Consider the following 25,433-nt stretch of genomic DNA (forward strand, 5'->3'; position numbering starts at 1 on the left):
CCCCTTTTTTCTTCCCATCTACCGCGCTTGTTTTTTCCTAGTCCTAACCCCATCTTAGGCCGAAGGGTCCAATCCCATCGTTTTGGCCAAGTGCCGCTGTAGAGCCGAATATCATGAAAACACTCGTCGAGTTGCCCCTGCTGCCCCTGCGTGACGTAGTGGTGTATCCGCACATGGTCATCCCGCTGTTCGTCGGGCGTGAGAAATCCATCGAGGCCCTCGAGGCCGCCATGACCGGCGACAAACAGATCCTGTTGCTGGCACAGAAGAACCCGGCTGACGATGATCCGGGTGCAGACGGCCTGTACCGCATGGGCACCGTGGCCACCGTCCTGCAGCTGCTGAAGCTGCCCGATGGCACCGTCAAGGTGCTGGTCGAAGGCGAGCAGCGCGGCCAGGTAGAGCGCTTCATCGATGAGGACGCCTACTGCCGCGCCGAAGTTTCCATCATTGACGAGGTTTCCGTCGGCGAGCGTGAGTCCGAAGTCTTCACCCGCAGCCTGCTCAGTCAGTTCGAACAGTACGTGCAGCTGGGCAAGAAAGTGCCCGCCGAGGTCCTGTCCTCGCTCAACAGCATCGACGAGCCCGGCCGCCTGGTGGACACCATGGCCGCACATATGGCCCTGAAGATCGAGCAGAAGCAGGAAATCCTCGAGATCACCGAGCTGTCCGCCCGCGTCGAACACGTGCTGGCCATGCTGGACGCCGAGATCGACCTGCTGCAGGTCGAGAAGCGCATCCGTGGGCGCGTGAAGAAGCAGATGGAGCGGAGCCAGCGCGAGTACTACCTCAACGAGCAGATGAAGGCCATCCAGAAAGAACTGGGTGACATCGACGAGGGCCACAACGAAGTCGAGGAGCTGAAGAAGCGCATCGATGCCGCTGGTCTGACCAAGGAAGCCCTGGCCAAGGCCACTGCCGAGCTGAACAAGCTCAAGCAGATGTCGCCGATGTCCGCCGAAGCGACCGTGGTGCGTTCCTACATCGACTGGCTGGTGAATGTGCCTTGGAAGGCCGAGAGCAAGGTGCGCCACGACCTGGACAAGGCCGAGGATATCCTCGATGCGGACCACTACGGCCTCGAAGAGGTCAAGGAGCGCATCCTTGAGTACCTCGCCGTGCAGAAGCGCGTGAAGAAGCTGAAAGGCCCGGTACTCTGCCTGGTCGGCCCACCCGGCGTCGGCAAGACTTCGCTGGCCGAGTCCATCGCCCGTGCGACCAATCGCAAGTTCGTGCGCATGGCGCTGGGGGGCGTGCGTGACGAGGCCGAGATTCGCGGTCACCGCCGTACCTACATCGGTTCCATGCCCGGTCGTCTGATTCAGAAAATGACCAAGGTCGGCGTGCGCAACCCGCTGTTCCTGCTGGACGAGATCGACAAGATGGGCAGCGACATGCGTGGCGACCCCGCGTCTGCGCTGCTGGAAGTGCTCGATCCGGAGCAGAACCACAATTTCAACGACCACTACCTCGAAGTCGACTACGACCTTTCCGACGTGATGTTCCTCTGCACGGCGAACTCCATGAATATTCCGGCGCCGCTGCTGGACCGCATGGAGGTCATCCGCCTGCCGGGTTACACCGAGGACGAGAAGATCAACATCGCCTCGAAATATCTTGTACCGAAACAGACTGCGGCCAATGGTCTCAAGAAGGGCGAGCTGGTCTTCGAGGAGGCGGCTACCCGTGACATCATCCGCTATTACACCCGCGAAGCCGGTGTGCGGAGCCTGGAGCGCCAGATTGCCAAGGTCTGCCGCAAGGCGGTCAAGGATGGTGGCAAGGCCAAGCGTATCGACGCCGTGGTGACGCCGGACTCGCTGGAGAACTACCTGGGTGTGCGCAAGTTCCGCTACGGCCTGGCCGAGCAGCAGGACCAGATCGGCCAGGTGACCGGCCTCGCCTGGACTCAGGTGGGCGGCGAACTGTTGACCATCGAATCGGCCATGGTTCCGGGTAAGGGCGCATTGACCAAGACCGGCTCGCTGGGCGACGTCATGGCGGAGTCCATTACCGCCGCGCTAACCGTGGTTCGCAGTCGCTCGAAGAGCCTGGGCATCGCTCCGGACTTCCACGAGAAGCACGACATCCACATCCACGTGCCCGAAGGCGCGACGCCCAAGGACGGCCCTAGCGCGGGCATCGGCATGTGCACTGCATTGGTGTCGGCGATCACCCAGATTCCCGTTCGCGCCGACGTTGCCATGACCGGCGAAATCACCCTGCGGGGTCAGGTGCTGGCCATTGGTGGCCTGAAGGAAAAACTTCTGGCTGCGCACCGGGGTGGAATCAAGACTGTGATCATTCCCGAGGAAAACGTGCGAGACCTTAGGGAAATTCCGGATAATATTAAGGCCGATCTCGTTATTAAACCGGTTAAATGGATTGACGAGGTCCTGCAAATTGCGCTGCAATACGCCCCGGAGCCCTTGCCCGATGCGGCTCCCGAGATGGTTGCAAAGGATGAGAAGCGCGAGTCTGATTCCAAGGAGCGAATCAGCACGCATTAGTTGGGGGGCTTTCTTGACACTGTTTTTGAGCCCTTGTTATAAAGCGGCACTTGCTTTGTCAGTTGGCAAACCAGCACCTGCTTTTGCTTACACCTAACACATAGAAACATACTCAACAGAAATAAGGGGACTTAGAGTGAACAAGTCGGAACTGATCGATGCTATCGCCGCATCTGCTGATATCCCGAAAGCTGTTGCCGGTCGCGCTCTGGACGCGGTGATCGAGTCCGTAACTGGCGCCCTGAAGGCTGGTGACTCCGTCGTACTGGTCGGCTTCGGCACCTTCGCTGTCAAAGAGCGTGCTGCTCGCACCGGTCGCAACCCGCAAACCGGCAAGCCGATCAAGATCGCTGCTGCTAAGATCCCGGGCTTCAAGGCCGGTAAAGCCCTCAAGGACGCTGTCAACTAAGCGTCTTTTTGGACTTGACCTGGACCGGTTCAACTTCGGTTGGGCCGGTCACGGAGCGATGACCCGGCTGGCGTAGGTCGGTTGGAATCATCAGGGGTCACGGGCTCAACGCCCGCAAGCTCCACCAGTTACGAGAAGGCGCATCCTCGGATGCGCCTTTCTTATATCCGCTTTTTTTCCACGCCGCGCCGCCATTGACGGTGGGCCGTGGCCGCGTCGGGGGCCGCATGCTGCAAAACATCAGGGACAATTCCCAAGGCTGGATCACCAAGACCATCCTGGGCGTGATCGTTGTCCTCATGGCTTTGACCGGGTTCGATCAGATCATTCGCGCAACCCACCACGAGAACGTCGCTGCTCAGGTCAACGGTGAGGACATCAGTCTGCCGGAACTGCAGCAGGCTGCGGACATGCAGCGTCGCCAGCTGATGCAGCGCCTGGGCAAGGACTTCGATTCGTCCATGCTCGACGACAAGCTGCTCAAGGATTCCGCGCTGAAGTCGCTCATCGAGCGCAAGCTGGTCCTGCAGGCCGCCCAGAATGACAAGTTCGCGTTTTCCCAGCAGGCGCTGGACCAACTGATCCTGTCGACTCCCGAGTTCCAGGTGGACGGCAAGTTCAACGCCGACCGTTTCGACCAGGTCATCCGCCAGATGGGCTATGACCGCATGCAGTTCCGTCGCATGTTCGGTGAGGAAATGCTGATCGGCCAACTGCGCGCCGGCATCGCCGGTACCGGCTTCGTCACCGATGACGAACTGAACGCCTTCGCTCGCCTGGAGAAGCAGACCCGTGACTTCGCTACCCTGACCCTCAAGGCCGACCCGGCCAAGAGCAAGGTCGAGGACAGCGAGATCAAGGCGTACTACGACGCCCACAGCACCGAGTTCATGACGCCTGAACAGGTCACCATCGACTATGTCGAGCTGAAGAAGTCCGCCTTCTTCGACCAGGTCGAGGTGAAGAAGGAAGACCTCGATGCCCTCTATCAGAAGGAGATCGCCGGCCTGGCCGAGCAGCGCGACGCCGCGCACATCCTGATCGAGGTGAACGACAAGCAGAACGACCAGCAGGCCAAGGCCAAGATCGACGAGATCAAGGCGCGCCTGGACAAGGGCGAGGACTTCGCCAAGCTGGCCAAGGAGCTGTCCAACGACACCGGCTCCGCCGCCAATGGCGGTGACCTCGGCTTCGCTGGCCGTGGCGTGTATGACCCGGCCTTCGAAGAGTCGCTGTACGCGCTGAAGAAGGGCGAAGTTTCCGCTCCGGTGAAGACTTCCTACGGCTGGCACCTGATCAAGCTGCTGGGCGTCGAAGCGCCGGAGGTTCCGACCTTCGACAGCCTGAAGGCCAAGCTGGAGCACGAAGCCAAGACCCAGCTGGTCGAGCAGCGTTTCGTCGATGCCACCAAGCAGCTGGAAAGCTCTGCCTACGAGGCTTCAGATCTGGCCCAGCCGGCCCAGGACATGGGCTTGAAGGTGCAGACCAGCAAGCCGTTCGGCAAGGAAGGCGGCGAAGGTGTCACGGCTAACCGCCAGGTCATCCAGTCCGCTTTCAGCCCCGAAGTGCTGGAAGAGGGGGCCAACAGCGGCGCCATCGAACTGGATCCGGACACCGTGGTCGTGCTGCGCGTGAAGGCGCACCACAAGCCTGAGCAGGAAACCCTGGAGCAGGTCAGTGCCGATATCCTCAAGCGCCTGCAGGTCGAGCACGCTGCAGTCGATGCCAAGTCCCGCGGTGAAACACTGCTGGCTGGCCTGCGCGACGGCAAGATCCCGCTGACCCAGGCCCAGGAAGGCCAGCAGTGGAAGGTCGTGGAAGCGGCCGCCCGTGGTCAGGAAGGCGTCGATCCGGTCGTGCTGCAGAGCGTGTTCCGCATGGTTCGCCCGGAAGGTGCCGACAAGCCCAGCCTGGGCGGTGTCGCGTTGCAGAACGGCGACTTCGTGCTGGTCAAGCTCAGCGGTGTGAGCGAGCCGGAGGCCAAGCCGACCGAGGAGGAAAAGGCGATGTACCGGCGCTTCCTCGCCTCGCGCAGCGGCCAGGATGATTTCTCCGCCTTCCGCCGTTACCTGCAGGATCAGGCGAAAGTCGAGAAATTCGACGAAGCCAAGAAGTAAGAAACTGGGGCCGCGCAAGCGGCCCTCGTTTTATCCGGTAAAGGAAAAAGGCCGCAATCGCGGCCTTTTTCTTTGCCTGGAGCAAAGCCTCAGTCGTCGCTGAGCGGCCCCATCGCCGTGGTGTTGAAGCCGCCATCGACATAGAGGATTTCGCCACTGATGCCACTGGCCAGGTCCGAGCACAGAAATGCACCGGCGTTGCCGACTTCCTCGATGGTCACATTGCGCCGCAGTGGTGTCTGGCGTTCGTTGGCGGCGAGCATCTTGCGGAAGCTCTTGATGCCCGAGGCGGCGAGCGTGCGAATGGGGCCTGCGGAGATGGCGTTGACGCGAATGCCCTCCGGGCCGAGGCTGCCGGCCAGGTAGCGCACGCCGGCTTCCAGGCTGGCCTTGGCCATGCCCATGACGTTGTAGTTGGGCATCGTGCGCTCGGCGCCCAGGTAGGAGAGGGTGAGCAGGCTGCCGTTGCGGCCCTGCATTAGCTCGCGGCCGGCCTTGGCCAGGGCGATGAAGCTATAGGCGCTGATGTCGTGGGCGATCCGGAAGCCTTCGCGGGTGGTGACCTCGGTGAAGTCGCCGTCGAGTTGGTCGCCTGGTGCGAAGCCCACCGAGTGGACAATACAGTCAAGCCCATCCCACTGCTTCCCCACCTCGGCGAACACGGCTGCGATGTCCGCGTCGTTGGCGACGTCACAGGGGAAGCACAGCTCCGCGCTGGAGCCCCAGCCAGCAGCGAACTCTTCCACGCGGCCCTTGAGCTTGTCGTTCTGGTAGGTAAAGGCGAGTTCGGCGCCTTCCCGGTGCATCGCCGCGGCGATGCCGGAGGCGATGGACAGTTTGCTGGCGACTCCGACGATCAGTACGCGCTTGCCTGCGAGAAATCCCATATTCACTCCTTGATCATGTGAGGTCAGGTCGGTGCCGGGACCATGAAGGCTGCTTCCAGCAGTTGCTGTGTGTACGCATGCTGCGGCGCGGCGAAGACATCCTCGGCCATGCCCTGTTCGACCACCTTGCCATGGCGGATCACCATCAACTGGTGGCTGAGGGCTTTCACTACAGCCAGGTCGTGGCTGATGAACAGGTAGGTCAGGTTGTACTTGGCCTGCAGGCCGCGCAGCAGCTCGACAACCTGGCGCTGCACGGTGCGGTCCAGTGCCGAGGTCGGTTCGTCCAGCAGGATCAGCGCTGGCTTGAGCACCAGCGCTCGGGCAATGGCGATGCGCTGCCGCTGGCCTCCGGAGAACTCGTGGGGGTAACGGTGCCGGGTGTCCGGGTCGAGCCCGACCTCCCTGAGCGCTTCGATGATCGCCTGCTCGCGTTCCTCGGCCGTGCCCATGCCATGGATTTCCAGGCCTTCGCCGACGATCTGGCCCACCGACATGCGCGGGCTGAGGCTGCCGAACGGATCCTGGAAGACTACCTGCATCTCGCGACGCAGGGGCCTGACTTCCGCCTGGTTCATGCCTTCGATGGCCTGACCCTCGAAGCGGATGCCGCCCTGGCTGTTGATTAGCCGCAGGATGGCCAGGCCGAGGGTCGACTTGCCTGAGCCGCTCTCGCCGACGATGCCCAGGGTCTGACCACGCGGCAGGCTGAAGTCGATGCCGTCCACGGCCTTGACGTGATCGACGGTCTTGCGGAACACGCCTTTCTTGATCGGGAACCACACGCGCAGGTCGTCGACCTCCAGCAAGGGCGCTCCTGGCTCGTTCTGTGCGGGGGTACCACTGGGCTCGGCTCCGAGCAATTCGCGCGTGTAGGGGTGCTGGGGGGCCTCGAAGAGGGCTTCGCAATCCGCTTGCTCGACAATGCAGCCGCGCTGCATCACGCAGACGCGGTGGGCGATGCGCCGCACCAGGTTGAGATCGTGGGTGATCAGCAGCATGGCCATGCCCAGCCGTTGCTGCAGGTCGCGCAGCAGGTCAAGGATCTTCAGCTGCACGGTGACGTCCAGTGCCGTGGTCGGTTCGTCGGCGATCAGCAGTTCCGGCTCGCAGGCCAGGGCCATGGCGATCATCACCCGCTGGCGCTGGCCGCCGGAGAGTTCGTGCGGATAGGCCTTGAGGCGGCTGGCCGGGTTGGGGATGCCCACCAGCTCCAGCAGCTCCAGCGTGCGCGCGCGTGCCTGGACGCCGTTCATGCCCTTGTGCAGGGCCAAGACTTCACCGATCTGCTTCTCGATGCTGTGCAGCGGGTTCAGCGAGGTCATGGGTTCCTGGAACACCATGGCGATGCGGTTGCCGCGGATACCCCGAAGTTTGCGCTCGGGCAGCTTGAGCAGGTCCTTGCCGGCATAATGGATGCTGCCCGAAGGATGGCTGGCGGTGGGGTAGGGCAGCAGGCGCAGGATCGAGTGCGCGGTTACCGATTTGCCGGAGCCGCTTTCGCCCACCAGTGCCAGGGTCTCGCCCTTGCGGATGTCGAAGCTGATGTGTTCCACCGCGCGCACCTGCTCGTCGCCGCAGAGGAAATCGACGGACAGGTCGCGGACTTCGATGAGGTTCTCGTTCTGGTTCATCTCACTTCCTCGGGTCGAAGGCATCGCGGGCGGCTTCGCCGATGAATACCAGCAGGCTCAGCATCACGGCCAACACCACGAAGGCGGTGATGCCCAGCCAGGGCGCCTGCAGGTTGGACTTGCCCTGGGCGACCAGCTCGCCCAGCGACGGTGCGCCGGCGGGCAGGCCGAAGCCGAGGAAGTCCAGGGAGGTCAGGGTGCCGATCGCGCCAGTGAGGATGAAGGGCATGAAGGTCAGGGTGGAGATCATCGCGTTGGGCAGGATGTGGCGGAACATGATCGCCCCGTTGCGCATGCCCAGGGCGCGCGCGGCGCGCACGTACTCGAGGTTGCGGCCACGGAGAAACTCGGCGCGGACCACGTCCACCAGGCTCATCCAGGAAAACAGCAGCATGATTCCCAGCAGCCACCAGAACCCAGGCTGCACGAAGCTGGCGAGGATAATCAGCAGGTAGAGCACCGGCAGACCCGACCAGATTTCCAGGAAGCGCTGGCCGAGAAGGTCGATCCAGCCGCCATAGAAGCCCTGCAGCGCACCCACGACGACACCGACGATGGAACTGAGCACGGTGAGAATCAGGGCGAATAGCACCGATACGCGGAAGCCGTAGATTACCCGTGCCATGACGTCGCGGGCCTGGTCGTCGGTGCCCAGCCAGTTCTCCGCACTGGGAGACGAAGGCGCCGGCACGCGCAGGTCGTAGTTGATGGTGTCGTAGCTGTAGGCGATCGGCGGCCAGAGTATCCAGCCGTCCTTCTGCGCGATCTGCTCGCGCATGTACGGGCTCTTGTAGTTGGCTTCCATGGGGAACTCGCCGCCGAAGGCGGTTTCCGGGTAGCGCTTGACCACCGGGAAGTACCACTGGCCGTCGTAGTGGATCGCCAGGGGCTTGTCGTTGGCGATCAGCTCGGCGCCCAGGCTGAGGATGAACAGCGTGAGGAATAGCCAGAGCGACCACCAGCCACGCTTGTTGGCCTTGAAGCGCGCCCAGCGGCGCAGATTGATGGGAGACAGGCGCATCGGATTACTCCCGGTTCTCGAAGTCGATGCGCGGATCGACCAGCGTGTAGAGGACGTCGCTGACCAGCTTCATGATCAGGCCGAACAGGGTGAAGATGAACAGCGTACCGAACACCACCGGGTAGTCGCGGTTCAGCGCCGCCTCGAAGCTGAGCAGGCCCAGGCCGTCGAGGGAGAAGATCACCTCGATCAGCAGCGAGCCGGTGAAGAAGATGCCCAGCAGGGCCGAGGGCAGGCCGGCGATGATCAGCAGCATGGCGTTGCGGAACACGTGGCCGTAGAGCACGCGGCGCTCGGTCAGGCCCTTGGCGCGGGCGGTGACCACGTACTGCTTGCCGATCTCGTCGAGGAAGCTGTTCTTGGTCAGCAGGGTGATGGTGGCGAAGTTGCCGATCACCAGCGCGGTGATGGGCAGCGCCAGGTGCCAGAAGTAGTCGCGGACCTTGCCGGCCCAGGTCAGCTCGTCGAAGTTGTTGGAGGTCAGCCCTCGCAAGGGGAACCAGTCCCAGTAGCTGCCGCCGGCGAACAGCACTACCAGCAGGATGGCGAAGAGGAAGGCGGGGATCGCGTAGCCGACGATGATCGCCGAGCTGGTCCAGACGTCGAAATGGCTGCCGTGGCGCACCGCCTTGGCGATGCCCACCGGGATCGACACCAGGTACATGATCAGTGTGCTCCAAAGCCCCAGGGAGATGGAGACGGGCAGCTTCTCGACGATCAGGTCGGTGACCTTGGCATCGCGGAAGAAACTCTGGCCGAAGTCCAGGTGCACGTAGTTCTTGAGCATGATCCAGAAGCGTTCGGGTGCCGGCTTGTCGAAGCCGTACATCTTCTCGATTTCCTTCACCAGCTCCGGGTCCAGGCCCTGGGCGCCGCGATAGTGCGTGCCTGCCGCAGCAACTTCCCCGCCGCCACCGGAGATGCGTCCGGTGGCGCCGCCGCTGGCGGCATCGAAACCTTCCAGCTTGGCGATCATCTGCTCCACCGGGCCGCCGGGGGCGGCCTGGATGATGATGAAGTTGATCAATAGGATGCCGAACAGGGTGGGAATGATCAGCAGCAGGCGCCGCAGGATGTAGGCCAGCATCAGTTGGCCCCTTGGGCGACGGCGCCGTCAGCCGGCGCTTCGGCTGCAGCCTTGGCGGCGGTCTTGGTCGGCTCGGCCTTCTCGCGGGCCTGCCACCAGGTTTGCAGCGCATAGCTGTAGGGCGGCAGCTTCTCCGGGTGGGCGATGCGGTTCCAGTAGGCGATGCGCCAGTTGCCCAGGTACCAGTTGGGTACCACGTAGTGGCCCCAGAGCAGAGCGCGGTCGAGGGCGCGGGCGTGGCGCACCAGGCTTTCGCGGGAGCCGGCGTTGATCAGGCCTTCCACCAGCGCGTCGATGCCCGGATCGCGCAGGCCGATGAAGTTGCGGCTGCCCGGCTTGTCGGCACTGCTGGAGTGCCAGAATTCCCGCTGCTCATTGCCCGGCGAGCTGGATTGCGGCCAACTGCTGACGATCATGTCGTAGTCCCGCGAGCGCAGGCGGTTGATGTATTGCGAGACGTCGACCCGGCGCAGTTGCATGTCGATGCCCAGCTCCGCGAGGTTGCGCTTGAAGGGCAGCAGTACGCGCTCGAAGTCGGCCTGGGCGAGCATGAATTCGAAGCTCAGCTGCTTGCCGTCCGGGCCGACCATCTTGTCGTTCTCGATCTTGTAGCCAGCCTCCAGCAGCAACTGGTAGGCCTTGCGCTTCTGCTCGCGGATGATGCCGCTGCCGTCGCTGGTGGGCGGCACGTAGACCTGGGTGAAGACCTGCGGTGGCAGCTTGTCGCGCAGCGGTTCGAGGATTTTCAGCTCTTCCGCGTCAGGCAACTCCTTGGCGGCCATCTCGGAGTTCTCGAAGTAGCTGCCGTCGCGCAGGTAGGAGCCGAAGAACAGCTGCTTGTTGGTCCACTCGAAGTCGAACAGGTTGGTGATCGCTTCGCGCACGCGCGGGTCCTGGAACACCGGGCGGCGGATGTTGAAGGCGTAGGCCTGCATGCCCCACGGATTTCCGTTCACCGGCTCCTCGCGGACGATGCGGCCGTCACGCACGGCGGGCGAATCGTAGGCGGTCGCCCAGTTCTTCGCGATGCGCTCGTCGTTGAAGTCGAATTGCCCGGCCTTGAAGGCTTCCAGGGCGACGGTCAGATCGCGGTAGGACTCCACCACCACGGCGTCGAAGTTGTTGAAGCCGCGGTTCACCGGCAGCTTGTCGCCCCACCAGTCCTTGACCCGCTCGTAACGGATCGAGCGGCCGGCCTCGACCTTGGCGATGCGGTACGGTCCGCTGCCCAGCGGCGGTTCCATGTTGGTCTTGTTGAAGTCGCGGCTGGCCCACCAGTGCTTGGGCAGGATCGACAGCTGGCCAAGGATCAGCGGCAGTTCGCGGTTGTCGCCGTGCTTGAAGTCGAAGCGCACGCGCAGCTTGTCCTCGGCCACCACCTTGTCGACGTCCGCGTAGTAGTTGCGGTACATCGGGTCGCCGTCCTTCATCAGCGTCTCGAAGGTGAACACCACGTCTTCGGCGGTGACCGGCGTGCCATCCTGGAAGCGCGCCTGGGGACGCAGGTAGAAGCGTACGAAGCGATGCTCCGGGTCCTTCTCGATCTTCTCGGCGAGCAGGCCGTACTCGGTGAAGGGCTCGTCGAGTGAGTGGAAGGTGAGGGTGTCGTAGATCAGGTTGATCTGCGGCGCCGAGTTGCCCTTGGCGATGAAGGGGTTGAGGCTGTCGAAGCCGCCGAAGTCGGAGAGACGCAGCGTGCCGCCCTTGGGCGCATCGGCATTGACGAAGTCGAAATGCTTGAAGTTCGCCGGGTATTTCGGTGCCTCGTCATACAGGGTGATGGCGTGCTGCGGCGCGGCCTGCGCGCTGCCCAGCAGTCCCAGCAACAGGCCGGCGCAGAGCGCGGCGCGGCGGGGGCTTTTCATAGGGTGTTCTCCTGGTCTTTTTGCCACCACGCGCGCAAGCCCAAGGTGTAGGGCGGCGTGGTGACGAAGGCGAAGCGGTTGCGGTACGCCAGTCGATGCTTGTTCAGGTACCAGTTGGGAATGCTGTAGTGCTGCCACAGCAGTACCCTGTCCAGCGCGCGGGCGGCGGCCTCCTGCTGGTCGCGGTCAGGGGCGCCCAGCAGTTTTTCGAGCATCGCGTCCACCACGGGATCGGCGATGCCCGCATAGTTCTTGCTGCCCTTGACCGCCACCTGGCTGGAGTGGAAGTACTGCCATTGTTCGAGGCCGGGGCTGAGGGTCTGGGGCAGGGTCATCAGAATCATGTCGTAGTCGAACTGGTCCAGACGCTGTTTGTACTGGGCGCGGTCCACGGTGCGCAAGCTCGCATCGATGCCGATGCTGGCCAGATTCTCGCGATAGGGCTGGAGTATCCGCTCCAGGCTGGGATTGACCAGCAGGATTTCGAAGCGCAGCTGTTTGCCGTTGGCATCCAGCAGGCGATCGCCGGAGAGCTTCCAGCCGGCTTCGCCCAATAGACCCAATGCGTGGCGCAGGGTTTCCCGCGGGATGCCGGCGCCCTTGGTCACCGGTACGCTGAAGGGGCGCTTGAATAGCGCTTCAGGCAGTTGCTGGCGATACGGAGAAAGCAGCAGCCACTCCTTGCCTTGGGGCGCCCCGGTGGCGGCGAAGGTGCTGTTGGGGTAGTAGCTGCTGGCGCGTACGTAGGCGTCGTTGAACAGGGCGCGGTTGGTCCACTCGAAGTCGAACATCATTCCCAGCGCTTCGCGCAGGCGGCGGTCGGCGAAGGTCGCCCGGCGGGTGTTGAGGAACAGAGCCTGGGTCTGGGTGGGGATCTGGTGGGGGATTTCCACCTTTACGACCTCGCCCCGGCGCACCGCCGGGAAGCGGTAGTTGCTGCGCCAGTTCTTCGCCTGGTGCTCGATGTAGATGTCGAACTCACCGGCCTTGAAGGCTTCGAAGGCGATACCGGCGTCGCGGTAGAAGTCCACCTCGACGCGGTCGAAATTGTACTTGCCACGGTTCACCGGCAGGTTCGCCCCCCACCAATCCTTGACCCGCTCGAACACCAGGCGACGTCCCGGCACCACCTCGGTGATCCGATACGGGCCGCTGCCCAGCGGTGGCTCGAAGGTGGTGGCCTGGAAGTCGCGGCCTTTCCAGTAGTGTTGCGGCAGCACCGGCATCTCGCCCAGGCGCAGGATCAGCAACGGGTTGTTGTGGCGCTTGAAGACGAAGCGGATGCTCCGAGCAGAAAGGATGTCGACCCGCTGCACTTCCTGCAGGTTGGTGCGGTACATCGGGTGGCCGTGTTTGAGCAGGGTGCGGTAGGAAAATGCAACGTCGTAGGCAGTGATCGGCTTGCCGTCGTGGAAGCGTGCTTCCGGGCGCAGGTTGAACACCACCCAGCTGCGGTCCTCGGCGTATTCCACGCTGCGGGCGATCAGGCCGTAGCTGGAGGCGGGCTCGTCACCGGAGGGGTCATACAGGCCGGTACCGACCATCAGCGGCTCGTTCAGCTCGCTGACGCCGTACTGCAGGAAGTCCGCGGTGCTCACCGGCGGGCTGCCCTTGAAGGTATAGGGGTTGAGTGTGTCGAAGGTGCCCAGGCCCATCAGCCGCAGCAGGCCGCCCTTGGGGGCGTTGGGATTGACCCAGGCGAAGTGGTCGAAACTGGCCGGGTATTTGAGGTCGCCGAATTGCGCGTACCCGTGGCTTTCGGTGATCTGGGCGGAGGCGGGGACGCCCAGGAAGAGTCCCAGGAGCAGGAGAGACAAGCGACGCATCAGGCGTAGGATCCGATCCTGGCTGGCTGAGGGGTAATTGCGTCGTACAGTAGCAGCTTGTCCCTTTCGCCAGAAGTCATGCAGCCGGGGCATGCAGGCCCCGGCGCAGAAGTGGGATCAGCGGCTCGCGGTGTCGAGGTACAGCGTGATGGTCTGGCCAGGCTTAAGAGCCTTGCCACTGCGTGGGTTCCAGCGCTTGATGTGCTGCATCTCGACGTTGAAGCGCTTGGCGATCAGGTACATCGAGTCGCCTTGCTTGACCTTGTAGTAGGTCGCGGTGTCCTGCTTGGCCTTGGCCTTGGCCTTGGCTTTGCTGTTAGCCGCCAGTTGGGTGGCGGCGGGGCTCTGCAGCTTGAGGGTCTGGCCGGGTTTTACGCCGTGGCTGTCCAGTCCGTTCCAGCGCTTGAGGTCGGCCACGTCGACGCCGTTTTTCTTGGCGATCTGCCAGAGTGTGTCGCCATTCTTCACGGTGTAGCTGCGGGTGGCGACACGCGCGCTGGCGGTGGTCTTCGAGCTTTCCACCTGAGCCAACTGGCGCGGGCTTTCCGGCTCGATGACCGGGCGGCCCGGCTGGCCGGGGATCACCAGGGTCTGGCCGTTGCGCAGGCGGTTGGCGCTCAGGCGGTTGGCTGCCTTGAGTTCGGCGACGCTCAGGCGGTAGCGCTGGGCGATGCTGTGCAGGCTGTCGCCCTTGCGTACCCGGTAGCGGCTACCGGAGCTGGTTGCCACGGTTGCCGCCAGCGGCTTGAGTTCGACAGGCTGCAAGTTGGCGACGCCAGCCTTGAGCGAGTCGGCCTTGTTCAGCGGCACCAGTAGGTGGTGCGGGCCGTCGAGAGTCACACCGCGCTTGAAGGCTGGGTTGAGCTGCTGCAGTTCGTCCTGGTCCAGGTCGGCGACGGCGGCGACCTGGGAGAGATCCAGGCCCGGCTTGACGCGGATCGAGGTGAAGTAGGGCTGGTTGGCGATGGGGCTGAGGTTGATGCCGTAGATGGTCGGGGCATTCACCAGTTGCGACAGGGCCAGCAGCTTGGGCACGTAGTCCTGGGTTTCCTGCGGCAACGGCAGGTTCCAGTAGTCGGTGGGCAGGCCGAGGCGCTCGTTGCGCTCGATCGCCCGGCTGACGGTACCTTCGCCGGCGTTGTAGGCGGCCAGGGCGAGCAGCCAGTCGCCATTGAACATGTCATGCAGACGGTTCAGGTAGGTGAGCGCGGCGTTGGTCGACGCGGTGATATCGCGGCGGCCGTCGTAGAAGTTGGTCTGGCGCAGGTTGAAGTGCGTGCCGGTACTGGGGATGAACTGCCACAGGCCCACGGCCTGGGCGCGCGACACGGCCATCGGGTTGTACGAGCTCTCGATCATCGGCAGCAGCGCGAGCTCCAGTGGCATGTCGCGCTCTTCCAGGCGCTCGACGACGTAGTGCATATACGGTGCGCCGCGCTCGCTGGCGTTCTCCAGGAACGACTGGTTGCTCATGAACCACAGGCGCTGACGCTCGATACGCGGGTTGGTGTTGAGCTGGTCCTGCAGCTGGAAGCCGCCACGCATGCGTTCCCAGATATCGTTCTGGGACGCCGTCCAGGCCGGATTGAACTGCACATCGACGGCGCGGGATGCGTTGCGGATCGGGCCGTTGCTGGCTACTTGGCTGGTCGACTGGCACCCAGCCAGGCCCGCGGCGAGAAGGACAATAGAGACTCGGATGGCTCGTGCCAATGCGTCTAGATCGGAGGTATTTCTGGTCTTGGGCGGCATTGGTTGATGACTTTGTCCGGGGCAAAAATTTCGGCGATTCTAGAAACCGAGCCTGCCCTGGTCAAGATTTCGCCAGGCCTCAGAACTGGTCCTTCCAGCGGCGAATGGTCGCAAAGACCTCTTCCGGCGTGCGGATTTGCTGGCCATTCCGCTCGTCGGCCATTTTCTTAACGGATGTTTCTGACACGCGAAGGAAAGGATTCGTCGCCCTCTCCAGGTCAATGGAAGAAGGCAGGCTGATCTTCCCCTGTTCGCGCCAGCGGCTGACTTCTTCGAAGCGCGCCAGGACGACCGGGTTTTCCGGCTCCACGGCACAGGCGAAGCGCAGGTTACTCAAGGTGTATTCGTGGGCGCAGTACACAGCAGTGTGGCCGGGCAGGGCGGCCAGTCGGCTCAGCGAGGCATGCATCTGGGCCGGCGTGCCTTCGAACAGGCGGCCGCAGCCCGCCGCGAACAGGGTGTCGCCGCAGAACAGCAGCGGCTGCTCTCCTTCCTCGATGCTGTCTGCTGCATGGAAAAAGGCGATGTGGCCCAGGGTATGGCCGGGTACGTGGATGACCTCGAAATCCAGTCCGAGCACCTCCACATGGTCGCCGTCCTCCAGCGCCACGTCGCGCCCTGGAATCTTCTCCCCTGCAGGCCCCAGCACGCGGGCGCCGGTCTCGGACTTCAGGCGGGCAACGCCACCGACATGATCGGCATGGTGATGGGTAATCACGATGTCGGTCAGCTTCCAGCCAGGATGGGCCAGCAGCCATTGCTCGACCGGTGCGGCATCACCCGGATCGACCACGGCGCATTCGCGGCGGGTCACATCCTGCAACAGCCAGAGGTAGTTGTCGGAAAAGGCGGGCAGGGCATCTATCTGTATCATGGGTCGAAAGTCGCCAAGTGGTGGGCATTGGCGCATAGTAGTGCGGATACGCACTTTTGTGTCGCGCTGTGCCACAGGGGGACGTGATGATCGAAGAACCCTTCGCCCAGGCCGATGCCGACTGGCTGGAGCTGATCGACCAGGCTCGCCATTGGCTGTCCGGGCCGATTGGCGGAATGATGCTCGCCGAAGAGCAGCAGTTGCTGATCGACGAGCTGGAGCGCTATTTCGGCGGTTACCTGGTCCATTACGGGCCGCACGCGGAGTTGCCGGCCAGCGTTGGCAACATCCAGCGCGGCGTGCGCCTCGGGCCGCCGCTGCCCGGCGTGGAGATCGCCTGCGACGAAGCTGCCTGGCCGCTGGGCGAGCACGCCGCGGACGTGGTGCTGCTGCAGCATGGCCTGGATTTCTGCCTGTCGCCGCACCGTTTATTGCGTGAAGCGGCGCGCAGCGTGCGTCCCGGAGGGCACCTGCTGGTGGTCGGAGTGAATCCCCGGAGCGCCTGGGGTATTCGCCACTACTTCGCTCGTGATGCCTTGCGCCGCGCCCGCTGCATCTCGCCCGGTCGGGTCTGCGACTGGCTCAACCTGCTGGGCTTCGCGCTGGAGAAACGCCGCTTCGGGTGTTATCGTCCGCCGCTTGCATCGGCGAAATGGCAGGGCCGTCTGGCCCGCATGGAAACCTGGGGCCCCGTGCTGCAGGGCTCCGGCGCCGGCTTCTATCTATTGGTGGCGCGCAAGCTGGTGGTCGGTCTGCGGCCCCTGCGTCAGCCCCGTCGTGAACCGCGCGGCCAACTGGTGCCGCTGCCGGTGGCCAAGGTCAGTCGTCGCGATTCCGAGTCCTGAAAGCGAGCCAAATGAGCGAAGAGAAAGTCGAGATCTACACCGACGGCGCCTGCAAGGGCAACCCGGGGCCGGGTGGCTGGGGCGCCGTGCTGTTCTACAAGGGTGCCGAGCGCGAGTTGTGGGGCGGCGAGGCCGAAACCACCAACAACCGCATGGAACTGATGGCCGCCATCATGGCCCTCGCCGCGCTCAAGCGGCATTGCGACGTGCGCATCGTCACCGATTCGCAGTACGTCATGCAGGGCATCACCGAGTGGATGGTCAACTGGAAGAAGCGTGGCTGGAAGACTGCCGCCAAGCAGCCGGTGAAGAATGCCGACCTGTGGCAGGCGCTGGACGAGCAGGTGAACCGGCATACTGTCGAATGGCGCTGGGTGCGCGGCCACACCGGCCATCCCGGCAACGAGCGTGCCGACATGCTCGCCAACCGTGGCGTGAGCGAACTGCCGCGCTAAGCGTCCCGCTATCAGCATCAAGCTCGCCCGGATCAGCCCGGGCGAATCAACCGCAAGAAGGGTTCTCACAGAATGCGCAGCGTCGTACTCGATACTGAAACGACCGGTATGCCGGTCACCGACGGCCACCGGATCATCGAGATCGGTTGCGTCGAACTCGAAGGCCGCCGCCTGACTGGCCGGCACTTCCACGTCTACCTGCAGCCCGACCGCGAGATCGACGAGGGCGCCATCGCCGTCCACGGCATCACCAACGAGTACGTCAAGGACATGCCGCGCTTCCGCGAGGTGGCCAATGACTTCTTCGAGTTCATCAATGGCGCGCAGCTGATCATCCACAACGCGGCGTTCGACGTTGGCTTCATCAACAACGAGTTTGCCCTGATCGGTCAGAGCGAGCGCGCCGAAGTCGCCGACTACTGCTCTATCCTCGACACCTTGCTGATGGCCCGCGAGCGCCATCCGGGCCAGCGCAACAACCTCGATGCGCTGTGCAAGCGCTATGGCGTCGACAACTCCGGCCGTGATTTGCACGGCGCACTGCTCGATGCCGAGATTCTGGCCGACGTCTACCTGGCAATGACCGGTGGCCAGACCAGCCTGTCGCTGGCGGGCAATGGCGCCGAAGGTGACGGCAGCGGGCGCGCCACGGCCACGGCGATTCGCCGCCTGGCGGCCGAACGTGGGTTGACCCGGGTGATCCGCGCCACCGATGCGGAAATCGAGGCGCATGTTGCGCGCCTGGCGGTGATCGAGAAGTCCGCTGGCGGCCCGTCGCTGTGGGCGCAGATGGAAGCACCGAAGGAGTGATCCTCCGCGTTGACCGAGAAAAGGCCCCTGAACAGGGGCCTTTTCATTTCTGTGGACGCTAGCCAGAGCAAAGCGCTCGAGGTGAGCGTTCCTGTCAGCCACGCGACGTTTTCGTACAGCCGTCAGTCCAGCGCATTCCCCTACATTCCGTGAGCCCATACTCTGAAGAGGATCGACGCTAGTCGTACGTCTTTTCAGGGGTTCACAATGTACAAAGACCTGAAGTTCCCCATCCTCATCGTTCACCGCGACATCAAGGCCGATACCGTGGCCGGCGACCGGGTGAGGGATATCGCGCGGGAGCTGGAGCAGGACGGCTTCAGCATCCTCTCCACTGCGAGCTCCGCGGAGGGGCGCATCGTCGCCTCCACCCACCATGGTCTCGCCTGCATCCTGGTTGCCGCCGAGGGGGCGGGGGAGAATCAGCGGTTGCTGCAGGACGTGGTGGAGCTGATCCGCATGGCGCGGGTGCGCGCGCCGCAGCTGCCGATCTTCGCCCTGGGCGAGCAGATGACCATCGAGAATGCGCCGGCCGAGTCCATGGCCGACCTGCACCAGTTGCGCGGCATCCTTTATCTGTTCGAAGACACCGTGCCGTTCCTCGCGCGCCAGGTCAGCCGTGCGGCGCGCAAATACCTGGAAGGCCTGTTGCCGCCGTTCTTCCGCGCGCTGGTGGAGCACACCGCGCAGTCCAACTATTCCTGGCACACGCCCGGCCATGGCGGTGGCGTGGCCTATCGCAAGAGCCCGGTGGGGCAGGCCTTTCACCAGTTCTTCGGCGAGAACACCCTGCGGTCGGACCTCTCCGTCTCAGTGCCCGAACTGGGCTCGCTGCTCGATCACACCGGCCCGCTCGCCGAGGCGGAGGCCCGCGCCGCGCGCAATTTCGGCGCCGACCACACTTTCTTCGTGATCAACGGCACCTCCACGGCGAACAAGATCGTCTGGCATTCCATGGTCTGTCGCGATGACCTGGTGCTGGTGGACCGCAACTGCCACAAGTCGATTCTCCACTCGATCATCATGACCGGCGCCATCCCGCTGTACCTGACGCCGGAGCGCAACGAGCTGGGCATCATCGGGCCGATCCCGTTGTCCGAGTTCAGCCGCGAATCCATCGCCGCGAAGATAGAGGCCAGCCCGCTGGCGCGTGGCCGCGAGCCGAAAGTGCGGTTGGCGGTGGTCACCAATTCCACCTATGACGGCCTCTGCTACAACGCGCAGATGATCAAGCAGGCCCTGGGCGACAGCGTCGAAGTACTGCATTTCGACGAAGCCTGGTACGCCTACGCGGCGTTCCATGAGTTCTACGGCGGCCGCTACGGCATGGGCACCCGCCGCGATGACAGCGGCCCGCTGGTGTTCACCACTCACTCCACGCACAAGATGCTCGCGGCGTTCAGCCAGGCCTCGATGATCCACGTGCAGGACGCAGGCTCCCGGCGCTTCGAACAGGCGCGCTTCAACGAAGCCTTCATGATGCACATCTCCACCTCGCCGCAGTACGGCATCATCGCCTCGCTGGATGTGGCCTCGGCAATGATGGAGGGCCCGGCGGGGCGTTCACTGATCCAGGAGACTTTCGACGAGGCCCTGAGCTTCCGCCGGGCGCTGGCCAACGTGCAGCAGAACCTCGCCGAGGACGACTGGTGGTTCTGCGTCTGGCAGCCGCCGGGCGTCGAGGGGACCGACGAAGTGAAAACCCGCGACTGGGTGCTGGAGCCCAATGCCGACTGGCACGGTTTCGGCGACGCGGTGGAAGACTACGTCCTGCTCGACCCGATCAAGGTGACCCTGGCCACACCGGGCCTGACCGCTGGCGGCCGGCTGGATTCGCGGGGAATTCCCGCCGCGGTAGTCAGCCGCTTCCTCTGGGAGCGTGGGCTGGTGGTGGAGAAGACCGGGCTGTATTCCTTCCTCGTACTCTTCTCCATGGGCGTGACCAAGGGCAAATGGAGCACCCTGGTCACCGAGCTGCTGGAGTTCAAGCGCAGCTACGATGCCAACCAGCCGCTGGCGGATGCCCTGCCCAGCGTCGCCCAGGCCGGCGGCGCGCGGTATGCAGGTATGGGCCTGCGCGACCTGTGCGATGAACTGCACCGCTGTTATCGCGACCACGCCACGGCGAAGGCGATGAAGCGCATGTACACGGTGCTCCCGGAGATCGCCACACGCCCGGCCGACGCATACGCGCAACTGGTGCGCGGCGAGGTCGAGGCGGTACCTATCGATCGGTTGGAAGGGCGCGTTGCCGCGGTGATGCTGGTGCCTTATCCGCCAGGAATCCCGCTGATCATGCCGGGCGAACGGTTCACCGAATCCACCCGTTCCATACTCGATTACCTGGCCTTCGCCCAGAGTTTCGAGCGCAACTTCCCCGGCTTCGATTCGGACGTCCATGGCCTGCAGGTCCGCGAGGTAGACGGGCAGAAGCGTTACACCGTGGAGTGCTGCAAATGACCGTCCGGCTTCTGATAGAAGTGACATACATCACTGTATGAAAAGTGGAACTATTCTTGTGCGCACCGGTAAAGGGAGAACTTGAGGAAAAAGGGAGGTTTCCCCTATGCGCTGTCCCGTGACGTTGCCGAATGAAAGCGAGCGCCTGAGCGCACTCGCCGACTATGGATTCGACGACGAAAGCCTGCTGCCCAGCCTGGACCCGGTGGTGCAGATTGCGGTCCGCATGTTCGGCATGCCCGTTGCGGCGGTGAACATGATCGGCAGTGACCATGTGTTCTTCGCCGCCGCCACAGGCATCGGCGAGGTGGACATGGGGCGCGACGTATCCTTCTGCGCCCATGCCATCGCCCAGGACGGGGTGATGGTGGTGGGCGACGCCAGCCGCGACGAGCGCTTCCACGACAATCCGCTGGTGACCGCGCCCAATGGCGTGCGCTTCTATGCCGGCGTGCCGCTGCTTTCAGTGGAAGGGCAGGCGCTGGGGGCTCTCTGCATCATCGACAGCAGGCCCCACGAGGACTTTTCCGGTGAGGACCGCGAACGCCTGGTCGAGCTGGCGCGCATGGCGTCGGACCGGCTCGAGTTGCGGCGCATCGAAGTCGCCTCGTCGCGCACCCGGCCATTGTTCGAGGAATACGCCGGTACCTCACCCACGCCCGTGGTGTGGTTCGACTGCTGGGGTGAGATCGGCGCCTGGAACGAGGCGGCGGCCAACCTGTTCGGTTACGACCTGGTCGAAGGCAGCGGGCAGGCTTTCGAGCTGCTGTTACCTGAGCGTGAGCGTCCGTCATTCCGCGCGCTGATCAGCGGGGCCAGCGATGCCACTTCGCTGGATGGCGTGGCCGTGCCGGGGGAAATCACCGGTGTGCGCAAGGACGGTTCCGAGCTGTCCCTGGGCCTGACGCTGTTCAGTTGGTCGGAGAAGGGCAAGCTCAAGTTCGAGGCCGTACTCAAGGATCTCACCGCCCGCCATCAGGAGGAAGAAGCGCTGCGCCAACTGGCCAGCGTCGACGTGCTCACCGGATTGGCCAACCGTGGCCAGTTCTATCGCCGAACCGAGGAACTGCTGGTGCAGTCGCGGCCGGCGACGGTGCTGATGATCGATCTGGACGGCTTCAAGGACGTCAACGACTCCCTTGGCCATGCGGTCGGTGACGGCATCCTGCGGCAAGTGGCCGAACGGCTGGAGCGTCTGGCAACCGACGGCGCCACGGTCGCGCGAATCGGTGGCGACGAGTTCGCCATCCTCGAGCCCAACCTGCTTTCGCCGGAACACGCCATGCGTTTCGCCCAGGCCGTGATCGCCAGCATCGCCGAGCCGATCCTCATCGATGCCCATGAAATCCATGTTGCCGCCAGTTGTGGCGTGGCGCTGGCCCCGCTGCATGCCCAGGAAGCGCTGGAGCTGGTCGGTGACGCCGACCTGGCCTTGTTCAAGGCCAAGATCAGCGGGCGCAGTCATGCCTTCGTGTTCGTCCCGGCGCTGAAGATGGAGGCAGCGGCGCGGCACCTTTACGGCATGGAGCTGCACCGCGCGGTCGCCAATGGGGAGTTCCTGCTGTTCTACCAGCCCCAGGTCAGTCTGCGCGACGGCTCGCTGCGCGGCGCCGAAGCGCTGATCCGCTGGCAGCATCCGCAGCGCGGCCTGCTGTCGCCGGCGGCTTTCCTGCCGTCGCTGGAAGGCGGGCCGCTGGCGGCCATCGTCGGCGCCTGGATCCTGGACGAGGCCTGCGCCCAGGCGGCCTACTGGCGGCGCAACGGTGCGCCGGACCTGCGCATGGGCGTCAACCTGTTCGGCGCACAGTTCCGCATGGGCAACCTGGTCACCCAGGTGCTGGAGGCGCTGGAGCGTCACGGGCTGCCGGCCGAGGCGCTGGAGCTGGAAATCACCGAGAACATCGTGCTCAACCACGACGACAGCGTGCTCAGCACCCTGCAGAGCCTGCGCTCCTATGGGGTCGGCATCGCCTTCGACGATTTCGGCACCGGCTACGCATCGCTCAGCCTGCTCAAGACCTATCCGCTCTCGCGGATCAAGATCGACCGCAGCTTCGTCAACGGCATGCTGGAAACCCAGCAGGACTTTTCGGTGATCCGTGCCATCCTCGACATGGCGCGCAGTTTCGACCTGGAAACCATCGCCGAAGGCATCGAGACCACCGCGCAGCGCGACCGCCTGCGTGCCGAGCGCTGCAATGAAGGGCAGGGCTACCTGTTCGCCAAGCCGATGCCAGCGCTGCAGTTCGAGCAGCTGTACGGCCTTGGCGGGCGCCAGGTCGGCCGGGCCTGAGCGACGGATTTTCTGCAGCGACATTGACCTTACGGGGCGAAACCGTTCGAAACGGGCGGTGTCGCCTCGCAAATCGGTTTCCTCCTTTGCCCGGCGCTGTCTACCCTGTAGGACAGATCGCCGCTCTGCGTCTTCGCAAGGGGCAGGGCAACAAAATGAAAAGTACGGGTCGCGGGCTTCTAAGGAGCGCAGATGGCGGAAGCGAAAAAGGGCAGCATGGGGTTCTGGAGCTGCACTGCGCTGGTGGTCGGCAACATGGTTGGGTCTGGGGTATTCCTGCTGCCGTCGAGCCTGGCGGCGTTCGGCGGGCTCAGTCTGTTCGGCTGGCTGGTATCGAGCACCGGGGCGGTGATCCTGGCGTTTACCTTTGCCCGGCTCGCCCGGCTCAACCCCGGTGCGGGCGGCCCCTATGCCTACACCCGTGACGGCTTCGGCAGCTTTGCCGGCTACCTGTGTGCCTGGACCTACTGGAAAGCCGCATGGATCGGCAACGCCGCCATTGCCGTCACGCTGGTGGGCTACCTGCGGGTGTTCATTCCGGCGCTGGCCGATCCGCTGCTGATGGTCGCCACGGCCATTGGAGCGATCTGGCTGTGCACCCTGATCAACCTGCGCGGCATCACCGCCTTCGCCGTGGTGCAGAACTGCCTGACCGCGCTCAAGCTGATTCCGCTGCTGCTGGTCGGCATTCTTGGCTGGTTCCACTTCAATCCGGATTACCTGACCATCCCGGCGCCGAGCGAACTGCCGAACATGGGGTATGCCCAGGCCATCGCCACCACGGCGGCGCTGACGCTCTGGTCGTTCATCGGCCTGGAGTCGGCAACCGTGCCGGCGGACGATGTGCGGGACCCGAAGAAGACCATCCCCCGCGCCACACTGTTCGGCACCCTGGCGGCCGCCTCGGTGTACATCCTCTCGATCACCGCCGTGCAGGGCCTGATGCCGCCGGAGGTACTGGCCAAGTCCACGTCGCCGTTCGCCGATGCCGCGCGCATCCTGCTGGGCAACTGGGGTTACTACCTGGTCGCGGGCGGTGCGGTGATCGCCTGCCTGGGCGCGCTCAATGGCTGGGTGCTGCTGCAGGGCCAGATTCCGGTGGCGCCGGCCCGTGACGGGCTGTTCCCCGAGTCCCTGGGCAAACTCAACAAGAACGGCGCGCCGGCCAATGGGCTGCTTTCTTCCGGGCTGCTGGTGACGGCACTGGTGATGGTCGATGGTCACGGCGAGCTGGTGGAGGTGTTCAACGTCATCATCCTGCTCGGCACCATGACCGGTGTCGTGCCCTACGCCTTCTGCACCGCGGCGCTGCTGCAGTTGCTGGCGACCAAGCCGGAATCCTTCTCTCCACGCTCGCGCCCGCAGGTGCTGGCCATCGGTTGCCTGGGCTTCCTCTATTCGCTGTGGGCGCTCTATGGCACCGGCGAACAGGCGATCTTCTGGGGCTTCCTGGTGTTCATGGCGGGCATCCCGATGTACACCTGGCGGCAGTACCGCAATCGCGCCCAGGGTTTACCGGTGGCGGCCGGCGACTGATTGTCGCGTACCGGGCCTTGCTGCCAGATCAAGCACTTGCTGGCCGATCTGCGAGCCAGTTCCCGCCCGATGCCGTGGGCTGCGTCACAGACCACGGCATCGACTTTTAGTTTCGCCTTGTTATAGTGACGCGATTTCCAAAATCTGATTCCCAGCACGAATAAGAACTGTTGGCCCGGGCTCCAGCGGCACTGCGCCGCACCCAGACGAGAAGCAGGGCATACCCGAGGACATCCCCGTGAAAGAATACAAAGCCTTCCGCATCGAGCTGGCGGACAAGATCGCCCATGTGCAGATCAACCGTCCGGAAAAACTCAACGCGATGAATGCCGATTTCTGGAAGGAAATCATCGATATCTTCCAGTGGGCCGATGAAACGGATGAAGTCCGGGTAGTCGTCCTCAGCGGCGCCGGCAAGCACTTCTCCGCCGGTATCGACCTGGCGCTGCTGGCCCAGGCTGCCAGCCAGCTGGGCAAGGACGTCGGCCGCAATGCCCGCGCCCTGCGCAAGACCATCCTCCAGCTGCAGGGCTCCTTCAACGCCGTGGACAACTGCAGCAAGCCGGTCCTCGCGGCGATCCAGGGCTACTGCATCGGCGGCGGCATCGACCTGATCTCCGCCTGCGACATGCGCTACTGCAGCGCGGACGCGCAGTTCTCCATCAAGGAAATCGACATGGGCATGGCTGCCGACGTCGGCACCCTGCAGCGCCTGCCGCGCCTGATCGGCGACGGCATCATGCGCGAACTGGCCTATACCGGGCGCAACGTCAATGCCGAGGAAGCCCAGCGCATCGGCCTGGTCAACAGCGTCTACGCCGACCACGCCTCGCTGTTCGACGGCGTGATGGAGCTGGCCCGGCAGATCGCCGCGAAGTCGCCGATCGCCATCCGCGGCACCAAGGAAATGATCGGCTACGCCCGCGACCACCGCGTCGAGGACGGCCTGGAATACATCGCCACCTGGAACGCCGCGATGCTGCAGTCCGCTGACCTGCAGGCCGCCATGATGGCGCACATGAGCAAGAAGACCGCCGAGTTCGCCGATTGAT

The 25,433-nt window shown here is 64.0% G+C and carries 18 protein-coding genes; 10 read left to right on the plus strand and 8 right to left on the minus strand.

Annotation, left to right across the window (positions count from 1 at the left end; genetic code table 11):
* Positions 1 to 113: 113 nt before the first annotated feature.
* The 3 genes from lon (at position 114) to A9513_RS05405 (ending at position 5,036) form a co-directional block, all read left to right on the plus strand.
* A complete protein-coding gene (gene lon / locus A9513_RS05395; protein ID WP_024763282.1) occupies positions 114 to 2,510 on the plus strand; it encodes an endopeptidase La in 2,397 nt (798 codons plus the stop codon).
* 136 nt (positions 2,511 to 2,646) lie between these two features.
* Complete coding sequence (gene hupB, locus A9513_RS05400; protein WP_003087931.1) at positions 2,647 to 2,919, plus strand: nucleoid-associated protein HU-beta; 273 nt, start codon at positions 2,647 to 2,649, stop codon at positions 2,917 to 2,919.
* 227 nt (positions 2,920 to 3,146) lie between these two features.
* Entirely contained in the window at positions 3,147 to 5,036 is a 1,890-nt protein-coding gene (locus A9513_RS05405; RefSeq protein WP_037010412.1) for a SurA N-terminal domain-containing protein, read from the plus strand.
* Between the two features lie 89 nt (positions 5,037 to 5,125).
* Here the strand turns inward: A9513_RS05405 and fabI are convergent, their stop codons facing one another.
* The 8 genes from fabI to gloB all read right to left on the minus strand — a co-directional run bounded on the left by fabI (position 5,126) and on the right by gloB (position 15,982).
* The gene (fabI, locus tag A9513_RS05410) at positions 5,126 to 5,923 is read right to left on the minus strand and encodes an enoyl-ACP reductase FabI (protein WP_065084158.1); all 798 of its coding nucleotides are present in this window, start codon (positions 5,921 to 5,923) and stop codon (positions 5,126 to 5,128) included.
* A gap of 23 nt (positions 5,924 to 5,946) precedes the next feature.
* Positions 5,947 to 7,557, minus strand: coding sequence for an ABC transporter ATP-binding protein (locus A9513_RS05415; RefSeq protein ID WP_065084159.1), 1,611 nt, complete (start codon positions 7,555 to 7,557; stop codon positions 5,947 to 5,949).
* A 1-nt stretch (position 7,558) separates the two neighbouring features.
* Positions 7,559 to 8,578 carry an ABC transporter permease gene (locus A9513_RS05420; protein WP_038803141.1) on the minus strand — a complete coding sequence of 340 codons (1,020 nt, stop codon included), beginning with the start codon at positions 8,576 to 8,578 and terminating at the stop codon, positions 7,559 to 7,561.
* A 4-nt stretch (positions 8,579 to 8,582) separates the two neighbouring features.
* Positions 8,583 to 9,665 (minus strand): microcin C ABC transporter permease YejB, encoded by a 1,083-nt coding sequence (locus A9513_RS05425; RefSeq protein ID WP_065084160.1) that lies wholly within the window; start codon positions 9,663 to 9,665, stop codon positions 8,583 to 8,585.
* The gene (locus tag A9513_RS05430) at positions 9,665 to 11,530 is read right to left on the minus strand and encodes an extracellular solute-binding protein (protein WP_065084161.1); all 1,866 of its coding nucleotides are present in this window, start codon (positions 11,528 to 11,530) and stop codon (positions 9,665 to 9,667) included. Before A9513_RS05430 ends, A9513_RS05425 begins: the two co-directional genes overlap by 1 nt.
* The gene (locus A9513_RS05435; RefSeq protein ID WP_065084162.1) at positions 11,527 to 13,356 is read right to left on the minus strand and encodes an extracellular solute-binding protein; all 1,830 of its coding nucleotides are present in this window, start codon (positions 13,354 to 13,356) and stop codon (positions 11,527 to 11,529) included. Before A9513_RS05435 ends, A9513_RS05430 begins: the two co-directional genes overlap by 4 nt.
* Positions 13,357 to 13,473: 117 nt before the next feature.
* Positions 13,474 to 15,108 (minus strand): LysM peptidoglycan-binding domain-containing protein, encoded by a 1,635-nt coding sequence (locus A9513_RS05440; protein ID WP_065084163.1) that lies wholly within the window; start codon positions 15,106 to 15,108, stop codon positions 13,474 to 13,476.
* A 79-nt stretch (positions 15,109 to 15,187) separates the two neighbouring features.
* The gene (gene gloB / locus A9513_RS05445; protein WP_065084164.1) at positions 15,188 to 15,982 is read right to left on the minus strand and encodes a hydroxyacylglutathione hydrolase; all 795 of its coding nucleotides are present in this window, start codon (positions 15,980 to 15,982) and stop codon (positions 15,188 to 15,190) included.
* A gap of 89 nt (positions 15,983 to 16,071) precedes the next feature.
* On the opposite strand from gloB, the gene A9513_RS05450 reads away from it, so the two are divergent.
* The 7 genes from A9513_RS05450 (at position 16,072) to A9513_RS05480 (ending at position 25,432) form a co-directional block, all read left to right on the plus strand.
* Entirely contained in the window at positions 16,072 to 16,827 is a 756-nt protein-coding gene (locus A9513_RS05450; protein ID WP_024763290.1) for a class I SAM-dependent methyltransferase, read from the plus strand.
* Between the two features lie 11 nt (positions 16,828 to 16,838).
* The gene (gene rnhA / locus A9513_RS05455) at positions 16,839 to 17,282 is read left to right on the plus strand and encodes a ribonuclease HI (protein ID WP_024763291.1); all 444 of its coding nucleotides are present in this window, start codon (positions 16,839 to 16,841) and stop codon (positions 17,280 to 17,282) included.
* A gap of 72 nt (positions 17,283 to 17,354) precedes the next feature.
* Positions 17,355 to 18,092 (plus strand): DNA polymerase III subunit epsilon, encoded by a 738-nt coding sequence (gene dnaQ, locus A9513_RS05460; RefSeq protein ID WP_037011876.1) that lies wholly within the window; start codon positions 17,355 to 17,357, stop codon positions 18,090 to 18,092.
* 207 nt (positions 18,093 to 18,299) lie between these two features.
* Positions 18,300 to 20,552 carry an arginine/lysine/ornithine decarboxylase gene (locus tag A9513_RS05465; protein WP_065084165.1) on the plus strand — a complete coding sequence of 751 codons (2,253 nt, stop codon included), beginning with the start codon at positions 18,300 to 18,302 and terminating at the stop codon, positions 20,550 to 20,552.
* 118 nt (positions 20,553 to 20,670) lie between these two features.
* A complete protein-coding gene (locus tag A9513_RS05470; protein ID WP_226046380.1) occupies positions 20,671 to 22,845 on the plus strand; it encodes a bifunctional diguanylate cyclase/phosphodiesterase in 2,175 nt (724 codons plus the stop codon).
* Between the two features lie 192 nt (positions 22,846 to 23,037).
* Entirely contained in the window at positions 23,038 to 24,381 is a 1,344-nt protein-coding gene (locus A9513_RS05475; RefSeq protein WP_024763294.1) for an amino acid permease, read from the plus strand.
* Positions 24,382 to 24,619: 238 nt separating this feature from the next.
* Positions 24,620 to 25,432: a crotonase/enoyl-CoA hydratase family protein gene (locus tag A9513_RS05480; RefSeq protein ID WP_024763295.1), complete on the plus strand. Its 813-nt coding sequence runs from the start codon at positions 24,620 to 24,622 to the stop codon at positions 25,430 to 25,432.
* Position 25,433 lies beyond the last annotated feature (1 nt).

The organism is Pseudomonas sp. AU12215 (assembly GCF_001675465.2).
Lineage (GTDB): Bacteria > Pseudomonadota > Gammaproteobacteria > Pseudomonadales > Pseudomonadaceae > Pseudomonas > Pseudomonas nitroreducens.